At 56.4% G+C, this 9,789-nt stretch carries 9 protein-coding genes; 1 reads left to right on the top strand and 8 read right to left on the bottom strand.

The window, feature by feature from the left end; translation table 11 throughout:
• Positions 1-720 precede the first annotated feature (720 nt).
• Complete coding sequence (locus MPJ51_RS20780) at positions 721-1,368, top strand: hypothetical protein (protein ID WP_298390822.1); 648 nt, start codon at positions 721-723, stop codon at positions 1,366-1,368.
• 550 nt (positions 1,369-1,918) lie between these two features.
• Here the strand turns inward: MPJ51_RS20780 and MPJ51_RS20775 are convergent.
• From MPJ51_RS20775 to MPJ51_RS20740, 8 genes are all read right to left on the bottom strand, one after another.
• Positions 1,919-3,016, bottom strand: a complete 1,098-nt coding sequence (locus MPJ51_RS20775; RefSeq protein ID WP_298390820.1) for a M56 family metallopeptidase — start codon at positions 3,014-3,016, stop codon at positions 1,919-1,921.
• Positions 3,003-3,398 (bottom strand): BlaI/MecI/CopY family transcriptional regulator, encoded by a 396-nt coding sequence (locus MPJ51_RS20770; protein WP_298390818.1) that lies wholly within the window; start codon positions 3,396-3,398, stop codon positions 3,003-3,005. The genes MPJ51_RS20775 and MPJ51_RS20770 overlap by 14 nt, the downstream gene beginning before the upstream one ends.
• 66 nt (positions 3,399-3,464) lie before the next feature.
• Positions 3,465-3,866, bottom strand: a complete 402-nt coding sequence (locus MPJ51_RS20765) for a DUF2160 domain-containing protein (RefSeq protein ID WP_298390816.1) — start codon at positions 3,864-3,866, stop codon at positions 3,465-3,467.
• A gap of 8 nt (positions 3,867-3,874) precedes the next feature.
• On the bottom strand, positions 3,875-4,672 hold the full coding sequence (locus MPJ51_RS20760; RefSeq protein ID WP_298390814.1) for a carbohydrate ABC transporter permease: 798 nt from the start codon (positions 4,670-4,672) through the stop codon (positions 3,875-3,877).
• The gene (locus MPJ51_RS20755) at positions 4,669-5,532 is read right to left on the bottom strand and encodes a sugar ABC transporter permease (RefSeq protein ID WP_170392846.1); all 864 of its coding nucleotides are present in this window, start codon (positions 5,530-5,532) and stop codon (positions 4,669-4,671) included. Before MPJ51_RS20755 ends, MPJ51_RS20760 begins: the two co-directional genes overlap by 4 nt.
• Positions 5,529-6,605, bottom strand: coding sequence for an ABC transporter ATP-binding protein (locus tag MPJ51_RS20750; protein ID WP_298390810.1), 1,077 nt, complete (start codon positions 6,603-6,605; stop codon positions 5,529-5,531). Before MPJ51_RS20750 ends, MPJ51_RS20755 begins: the two co-directional genes overlap by 4 nt.
• Before the next feature lies 1 nt (position 6,606).
• Positions 6,607-7,656 carry an ABC transporter ATP-binding protein gene (locus MPJ51_RS20745; protein WP_298390808.1) on the bottom strand — a complete coding sequence of 350 codons (1,050 nt, stop codon included), beginning with the start codon at positions 7,654-7,656 and terminating at the stop codon, positions 6,607-6,609.
• Between the two features lie 81 nt (positions 7,657-7,737).
• Positions 7,738-9,477, bottom strand: coding sequence for an ABC transporter substrate-binding protein (locus MPJ51_RS20740; protein ID WP_298390805.1), 1,740 nt, complete (start codon positions 9,475-9,477; stop codon positions 7,738-7,740).
• Positions 9,478-9,789: the final 312 nt, after the last annotated feature.

Genomic DNA, 9,789 nt, shown 5'->3' with positions numbered 1-9,789 from the left:
GCTCCTCTGCTCAACGACGTTGGCATTGGCGGCCGATGGACAACATACAGGCCGCCATCAAAGACCTATCATGACTGGCTAGGCCGGACGTTCTTGCAACTTTCAGCATTGGTAGCGTTGGGCTTGATCCGAACCACCGCTGCGGCTGGGCCGTGGTTCCGGTTCGGATTGACGAACGGCGGATGAAGGCAATCAAGACCTGGCGGCCTCGTAGGACTCCGCCCCTTCTCTGTGTCAGCTTTGGTTGCGACCGGTGGGGGCGATTGTGACGAAGCGGTGCGGCGGCGATTTCGGCCCTTGGTGAACCGTACAGCATTTTTGAAGGCGGCAATTTACAGGTCGCGGATGGGGTGGATGACGTCTGCGTCTGAGCCCGCAATGTGTGAGTATGATCATTTCCAGATTTCGCGAATGCGGCGAACGGCGGTGCGGGCTGCGATCGCAGCATCGGAGCTGGGTGATGAATGTCTGTTAAGGGCCGCTACTAAAAGTTGTACTCTCCGGCTCCGAGCGCGATGCTGCGGCGGCGATAGGACCCATTGTGATTCAAAATAGCATGCAGTTTTCAAGGCGCTAGGCATAAGTGGGTGGGGGAGGTCTGTTCAGTCGTGAACTCGCCTCCGGCCTTTTTTCGCAAGCAGGTTCCCGAGCGTGTCACAAACCTGTCATATTCGTGCGCTAGTCAAAAATTGCAAAAAAGAGACAACATAGGAGGCTCCGATGACCTCTCTCAATACTCAGCTATGGGAGCTGATTGAAACGCACAAAATGCCTGAAGATGCTGCAGGCAAGCCATTCATTGAACAACTCATGGCCGAAAACTGCATCTCTCACGACACCGCAAGCGTGGCGATCGCTGAATATCAAAAGTTCATGTATCTGTGTGCCACACGTCCAGAGCGCAATGTCCCCTCAAAGGCGGTCGATCTGGTTTGGCATCTGCACATGCAGCACAGTCGTGACTATTGGGACGTCTTCTGTAAAAAGCTGGACAAACCAGTCCACCACAACCCCGGTGGTCAGGGTTCCCAACATCTGGATGACTACAAAGCCACCGTCAAAGCGTATACGGATCTGTTCGGAACACCTCCAAAAGGAATTTGGAAGCGGAAAGACAGGGTTGGTACTTTCGTGTTGCTGATCTTCTTGTTGGTGTTCATTTGCCTCGGTGCCAGTTCCATCTTTCAGAGCGGTGATCTTTTGTTTGGAGCGCTTTGGCTAAGCATACCGCTTTTTGTTTTTGTAGCCGCTATCAATAGCCTAACCACCAACGGTGAGCTAACGTTGATTTTTGAATGTAATGACCCTTTTGCCGATGAGGATGCAGGTGACTGTGGCTCAGGGGATGGCGGTGGCTGCGGCGATTGAACCGGCAGACGTGCATCCCGATTGAATTTGCTCTGGATCGCGCTCCAGACGTAGAACGACAGCCTTGTACTCGATCCGTACACACTGCAATCTTGATCTATTTTTGTTAGAAACCGATTTAGAGAAAGCTGCCAAGCGGCACCAGCAGATACGATGAGTGTCGGCATTGGGCCGGGGAATATGGGACGGGCCTATGCTGCTTTCTGTTCCGAGGTCTGCTATGAGCTTAATTTTGACAAATGCTGCGCCGCGCACGAGTGACTACGATGCTCTGATTGCAGCCATTGATCTGCGCAAGGCGGCCTATGGCTGGACTTCATCTACAGGTGGCGATGCTGCGTTGCAGCAGGTTGGAACGACCATTGGCTGCTATCAAATTGTTCTCGGTCAATCGATGTCGAGCAACACAGACGTCCGCATTAAAGCCGTTGATAGCGGTACTTTGAATCCAGACTCATTGGAAGCCAGCAGCGCCGAATCTGCGACTAACTTGCTAGCAATACCCGTGAGGCCGCTTCTCCGACCCGCGCCGGATTTAATGCTCGGCCCATCAATTTCCCTGATTTCGAGCTTCCAGCCGTTCCAGATTTACAACCGTCGAAAGCATCAGACGATCATGGCTCCAATCCTGAGTTTGACGCACCGAGGCCGACCCAATGGCAAGCATAACAACCAGGGAAAGTGTCGACCCAATGAAGATAGCTGATAATTGGGTTGTCGTTACCGGCGCATCGGTCAGGGCGATCACACGCTGGCGCAGAACATGCTTTGCTTTCGGCCCGTTAACCAGGGCCACATGAAGAATGCGAGGGTTTTTCAGCTTAATCGATCGTGTGCAGTAGTCCAGTAGACAGGCGGTATAGTCGGTCGCGTCAATCCCTTTGCGCGAGACGACAGACTGATCGCAGGCTAGTTCGCGAAGCCGATCAAACTGATGTTTCATGGCCAGATAGGCCGGGTTCCAGAACAGCAGCGGGCGCAGAATCTCAAAACCCAGTTCCCATTCAACGTCCAGCGCGCGGATGTGCTGGAATTCGTGTGCCAGAGCGAAGCGCAAATCGCGTGGCGAGTTTAGCAAATGGCTGGGCAAAATGACGTGACGACGACGAAGGCCGCGCACTGCAAATGGCACGGTTACGCGATCTGAAAGACGAATGTCCACTTTTGCCGACTGTCGCCAAAGAAAGCTGGACCGTACGGCTTTGCGAATTGTAAGCGCGTTGCGGACAACCCGCATTGCCAGAACAGCCGATAGAAGAACCAGCGCAATCAACGCGCAAGTCACGAAGACAGAGCCGCCTGACAAGACATAGTCGACCCAGCGTTCGCGCGTATTCAAAAGGGTTTCGAACTGCGCAGCCGGCATGGCGATTTCGCCGCGCAGATAGGCCGCCACCGCAATATCCCCCAGCGCGACAACACGTCCGGGCCATACCTGAGCGACAAAACCCGAAACGCCCATCGCCAGAACCGGGCTGAGCATCACGCCGATGCAAAGTATCTTGAGCGAACGAAGCTGAGCAACAAAGCCGTACCGCATGGGCGTCAGCGCAAGGCCTCCGCGCACGACCAGCCAGATCAGTGCCGACAATCCAAGCACAACGTTGAACTCGAGAAACGCATCGAGAACTGGTTTAACCGCTGTCATTTTGCAGTCTCCTCTCTACCAGTGCTCGAATTTCCTCCAGATCATCTTCTGTCAGCCCCTCATCGTCGACCAGCCTTGCAACCAGAGTTGCGGGAGTGTCGTCAAACAGGGTCCGGGACAAATTCTGCAACGACCGCGACTGATACCTGTCCTTCTCCAGAAGGGGTCTGTAGATCAGCGACTTGCCGTTCTTCTCGCTTTCGACAAAGCCCTTTTCATCAAGGATCCGCAAAATTGTGGCTCCGGAAGTGTAGGCCAGATTGCGATCAGATGGCAGGCGATCAAGGACTTCACGGACCGAGCCCTGACCAAGCGCCCAGAGTTCGTTCATGAACTCAAGTTCCACGTCGGTCAGAAGATTTGTTGTCTTTTTCTTTCGCATCGATCTCGGTGTCGCCATTTTTTAGTATGCCTGACAGACAAGCATCCTTTCGCCGTTTCGCAAAGCCTAAACTTTCCAGAAGACGAAGACGCCCCAACCGATGGACAGAAAAAGAGGCGTCCAGACAGGTTGGCCGACCAGCCCGAGCCAGGCCAGGAAGATATAGGTCGAGCCCAGCAGGGTGATGAACAACCGATCCCCCAGCGTGGTGGTCAGCCCCAGCACGCCGCGCCGCTCGATCCCGTCTCGGAATTTGAACCCTTCCAACACCCCGATCAGGGCGATGGCCGAAAAGATACCGACGAATACCGCCAGTGTGGCCGGGGTCCATGCCATCCAGAAATCCGGCCACAAAGGAGCGGTCCACGAGAACCCTTTTTCCTCTTGTTGGCCGACACTGCCCCAACCGGCCTGTTGGGCATAGGCCACTGAAGGCAGGAAGGACAGGGTGAGAAGAATTTTACGCATATCGAACCTCATACACGTCCCATCGCGAAACCGCGCGCGATGTAGTTGCGGACAAACCAGATGACGATAGCGCCAGGGATGATGGTCAGCGTTCCGGCGGCAGCCAGCAAGCCCAGCTCATACCCCGCGCTTGAGGCGGTCCGGGTCATCACGGCAGCGATGGGTTTGGCCTCAACTGCAGTCAGGGTCTTGGCCAACAGCATTTCAACCCACGAGAACATGAAGCAGAAGAAGGCAGCGACGCCGACACCGGCTTTGATGTTGGGTAAGAAGATCGTCACGAAGAAGCGCGGGAAGGAATAGCCGTCTACGTAGGCGGTTTCGTCCAGTTCCTTCGGGATGCCGCGCATGAAGCCTTCCAGAATCCATACCGCCAGCGGCACGTTGAACAGCGTATGTGCCAGAGCTACGGCCAGATGCGTGTCGAACAACCCGATCGAGGAATAGAGTTGAAAGAACGGCAGCGCGAAAACGGCTGCCGGGGCCATCCGGTTGGTCAGCAACCAGAAGAACAGTTGTTTGTCGCCCAGAAACCGATAGCGTGAGAACGCGTAAGCCGCTGGCAGCGCCACACAGACCGACAGCACCGTGTTGATCGTCACATAGAAGATCGAGTTGATATAACCCCAATACCACGTCGGGTCTGTGAATATGGTGATATAGTTCTCCAGCGTGAAGGTTTGGGGAAACAGGGAAAAGCCCGACAGGATTTCGTTCGTGGTCTTGAAGGACATCGCCACCAGCCAATAGATGGGCAGCATCAGGAATGCGATATAGAGGATCGGGATGAGGGACCGCTTCTTCATTGCGCGTCATCCTTTGTCATCAAAGTGTAGAAGACCCAGCTAACCAGCAGCGTGATGGCGAAATAGATCAGGCTCATCGCAGCCGCAGGGCCAAGGTCAAACTGTCCCAGCGCGATCTTCACAAGGTCGATCGACAGCAGGGTGGTCGAGTTTCCGGGGCCGCCGCCGGTCAGAACGAAGGGCTCGGTATAGATGTTGAAACTGTCCATAAAACGCAGCAGAACGGCGATGGTCAGGACAGTTTTCATCTTGGGCAGCTGGATATAACGGAACACCGACCACGGGCTGGCGCCGTCAATCTTGGCGGCCTGATAATAGGCGTCGGGGATCGACACGAGCCCCGCGTAGCACAGCAGCACCACCAGCGAGGTCCAGTGCCAGACATCCATCACGATGACAGTGATCCAGGCTGACAGCGGCTGTTGCGTCATGTCATAGTTGATGCCCAGAACGTCATTCAGGAAGTATCCCAGCAGGCCGATCTTGGGCAGGGTAAAGATGTTCCACATTGAACCGACCACATTCCACGGGATCAGCATCGGCAGGGCCATCAGCACCAGACAGACCGGCACCCAGAACCCTTTGCGGGGCATGGACAGGGCGACGATGATGCCCAGTGGCACCTCGATCAGCAGGATCAGGAAGGTGAACAGGAACTGGCGTCCCAGCGCCGCCTGAAACCGATCCGACCGCAGGATTTGCTCGAACCAACCAAGCCCTTCCCAGAAGAACTGGTTGTTGCCGAATGTTTCCTGCACCGAATAGTTGACCACTGTCATCATCGGCACCAGCGCATTGAACGCGACCAGCGCCAGAACCGGCAGGACAAAGAACCATGCCTTTTGGTTTTCCGTTCTCATTGCGCCCGCTCCTGAGTTGCGATCCAGCCGTCGCGATAGACGCGGGATTGTTCTGGTTTGAATTGCAGGAAGACCTGTGATCCGGGCTCGGGCACGCTGTGTTCGGTCACGGCCTTGAGGGCGGTGTTGCCAACCACGGCGCTGACCACGAAGTGACGGCCAATGTCCGAGACTTTGGTCACATGCGCCGGGATACCGGTGTCGCCAAAGCCCACATATTCGGGGCGGATACCCAGATCGGTGCGGCCTCCGTCGCCGCGGGTTGGGCCTTCCAGCATAACCTCGTGACCTTCGAACAGCGCGCGGTCGCCCTTGGCCTCGCAGGGTAGAACGTTCATGCCAGGTGAGCCGATGAAATGGCCGACGAACGTGTGCTGAGGACGCTCGAACAGTTCAACCGGGGTGCCGATCTGAACCACTTCGCCTTCCTGCATCACAACCACTTCGTCCGCGAAGGTCAGGGCCTCGGTCTGGTCGTGTGTCACGTAGATCATTGTCGCTTTGACGCGTTGGTGCAGCTCTTTCAGCTTAGAGCGCAGCTTCCATTTCAGATGCGGGTCGATCACAGTCAGCGGCTCATCAAACATCACCGCGTTCACATCGTCGCGCACCAGTCCGCGCCCCATCGAGATCTTCTGCTTGTTGTCCGGGCTGAGACCGCTGGCGCGGGTGTTCAGCATATCGGTGACATCCAGCATCTCGGCGATTTCATCGACGCGGCGTTTGATAGTCGCGGCATCGACGCCGCGATTCTTAAGCGGGAAGGCCAGGTTTTCGCCCACGGTCATCGTGTCGTAGATCACCGGAAACTGGAAGACCTGCGCAATGTTGCGCTGATCGGGTGGCAGGGCAGTGACCTCTTGATCATCGAACAGAATCTGCCCCTCGGACGGCGTTAGCAGACCCGAGATAATGTTCAGCAACGTGGACTTGCCGCAGCCCGACGGTCCAAGCAGTGCATAGGCCCCGCCATCGCGCCATGTCACGTCGATTTCCTTCAGCGCATAGTCCTCGGGGCCTTTCGGCGTCGGCAAATAGCTGTGCCGCAGGTTTGAAAGCTTGATCTGTGCCATGTCACGCGACCCTTTGGCCGTCTTGGCCGAAATACCGGCAATGGGCCGGGTTCATGTAGAAACTGTGATCCTCACCGACCTGATAGGGGTGAACGCCAGCGGCCAGTGACACCCACGCATCCTCGCCATGCTGGAAATGCGCGCTGGAATCCGAACCCGAGAGTTCGGTTACGATCACGCGCCCGGTCAGTTCCACATCCGCGTCCGAAGTGCGGAACGGTGTCACCCGATGCGGGCGCACGGCAACCATGTAGTCTCCGTCAGCTATGCCAGTGACGGACCAGCCGCCCCCGCCCGCCAGTTGCGCCTGAGCACCCGAGACGGTGATGTGGCCGATATTGATCGGCGGGTCAGAAAACACGCGCGCAGCTGCGAGATTTTCGGGATTGCGGTAAATGTTGGCCGTCGGGCCAAACTGCGTGACACGACCGTCCTCCATCAGGGCTGTGGTGCCCCCCAGCAGCAGCGCCTCTTCCGGTTCCGATGTCGCGTAAACCACGACTGCGCCACGGCCTGCGAACAGGTCGGGCAATTGCTCGCGGAGTTCTTCGCGCAGCTTGTAGTCCAGGTTTGCCAAAGGTTCGTCGAGGAAAACCGCGCGGCTTTCCTTGGCAATCGCACGGGCCAGCGCAGTGCGTTGTTGTTGCCCGCCCGACAACTCATGTGGGCGGCGGTGCAACATCGGGCGCAGTTGCAACAGGTCGGCGGCCTCTTCCACGCGGCCTTCGATCTCGGATTTCGCCATGCCTGCCACGCGCAGGGGCGAGGCGATGTTGTCGAACACGGTCATATGCGGGTAGTTCACAAAGAACTGGTGTACCAGGCTGATCTGCCGCTTTTGCGTGTTCAGCCGTGTGACGTCCTGCCCATCCATCAGGACCTTGCCCGAGGCAATCGGGTCCAGCCCCGCCATCATCTTGATCAGAGAGGTCTTGCCCGATCCCGTCGCGCCCAGCAGCACGTTGAAATGGCCGGTCTCAAGCATCAGGTTCGTGGGCTTGATATGGATGACATTGCCAACCCGTTTGGTGGCGTCTTGAAGTTCGATCATGTCCGTGGGTTCCGGTCCTTCAGTGCGTTGCACTGGCCTTGGGGTGGGGATGCCGCAGACGGCACCCCCGGTCTCGCTTGCTTACTGAGACTGCCAGCGCTGAACCAGTTCGTCATAGTTGACGGTCTGGCCCTGCGGCTTTTCGTTCTCGAGCTTGGCTTTGGGCGAACCCGCTTTTTCCAGCCAGAAGGACGCGTCCTGAGGTTCGTTCAGGCGTGGTCCACAACCACCATAGACGTTGGCGGCCTCATCCGCAGCCTGCATCCGGGCCATGGTGATGTCCATCTCTTCTGCCAACCGGTCCATCGCCTCTTGCGGGGTAAAGGCGCCCGAGTTCACGTCACCGATCTGCTGCCACCAGATTTGAGCCAGTTTAGGATAGTCCGGCACGTTGATTCCAGTCGGCGACCATGCCACACGATCAGGCGAGCGGTAGAACTCGACCAGACCACCCAGCTTGGGTGCGCGTTCGGTGAACGACTCGTGGTTGACCGAGCTGTCGCGGATGAAGGTCAGACCCACATGGGACTTCTTCACATCGACGGTTTTGGACGTCACGAACTGAGCATAGAGCCAAGCCGCCTGAGCCCGATCAGAAGGTGTGGATTTCAGGAAGGTCCACGACCCCACGTCCTGATAGCCAACCTTCTGGCCTTCTTCCCAATATGGGCCGTGCGGGCTGGGCGCCATCCGCCACAGCGGCGTGCCTTCGTCATCCACGGTGTTGTTGCCTTCGGACTTCGGCTTGACCATGTCGGCGGTAAAGGCGGTGTACCAGAAGATCTGCTGGGCTACATTGCCTTGGCTGAGCGCTGGCAGCGACTGGTAGAAGTCATAGGACGCCGCACCCGGGGGAGCATAAGCCCGCAGCCACTCATCCCATTTGCGGATTGCATAGACCGCAGCTGGGCCGTTGGCCGCACCACCGCGGGAAACCGACGCACCGACCGGATTACAGGTGCCCGCTTCCATGCGGATGCCCCATTCATCGACGGGAACACCATTCGGCTCGCCCACATCACCGGCGCCAGCCATCGATAGCCAGGCGTCAGTCATTCGCCATCCGAGGTCGGGCGCGCGCTTGCCATAGTCCATGTGGCCATAGATCGCGACGCCATCGACTTCTTTCACGTCATTGGTGAAGAATTCAGCGATGTCCTCATAGGCCGACCAGTTGACCGGAACGCCCAGATCATAGCCGTATTTTTCTTTGAATGCGGCCTTGTTGGCCTCATCATCGAACCAGTCCTTGCGGAACCAGTAAAGGTTGGCGAACTGCTGGTCAGGTAGCTGATACAGCTTGCCATCTGGGCCGGTGGTGAACTGAATGCCCATGAAGTCATCCAGATCCAGCGTCGGGGAAGTTGTCGCCGCCCAGTCACCGCCCATCATATCGGTCAGCGGATAGGCCAACTGAAGGCGCGAGTGTGTTCCGATCAGGTCGCTATCGTTGACATAGCCGTCGTACAGGTTTCGTCCGGTTTGCAACTGAGTCTGAACAGCTTGCACCACTTCGCCTTCGCCGAGAATCTGGTGATTGACCTTGATCCCTGTGATTTCTTCGAACGCCTTGGTCAGAACCTCGGATTCATAGGAATGCGTCGGGATACCCTCTGACAAGACATTGATTTCCATGCCCGAGTACGGTTGTGCAGCTTCGATGAACCACTTCATTTCGGACAACTGTTCGTCCTTCGACAAGGTCGATGGCTGGAATTCGTCATCAATCCAACGTTGTGCTGCGGCTTCGTCGGCCCAAGCAGGACCGTGCCCCGCAATGACGGCTGCGGCCGCCACGGCGGAAAGTAGATGTCTCCGCATCTGTCTCCTCCCAAGATTATGTGATCCGGCGCACACCGGATGGTATTCAGCATCGGAGATACTTGGCGCCGCTGTCAAACTAAAATTTTAGTAACAGCACTTGGTATTTATAAATATCTGATAATAAATGATATTTTTATCATCTCAGTATCTAAAATTGAAGTTTTGTTCAATCAACTCGTATCCGAAGGTGCTGAAAACATTACAAAAACTAATTTTTGAGCTGGTTTAACACCCACTGGTCAAATGCGAATTGTGTGATACCGAAAGCTGACGTCTGCGATCTTCAAAGTTCAATTAGCCTGTTCGCAA

The organism is Ruegeria sp. (genome assembly GCF_028066395.1).
Lineage (GTDB): Bacteria > Pseudomonadota > Alphaproteobacteria > Rhodobacterales > Rhodobacteraceae > Ruegeria.
Note: the sequence above shows the minus strand (reverse complement) of the source record. Positions and strands in the feature narration are given on the sequence as shown.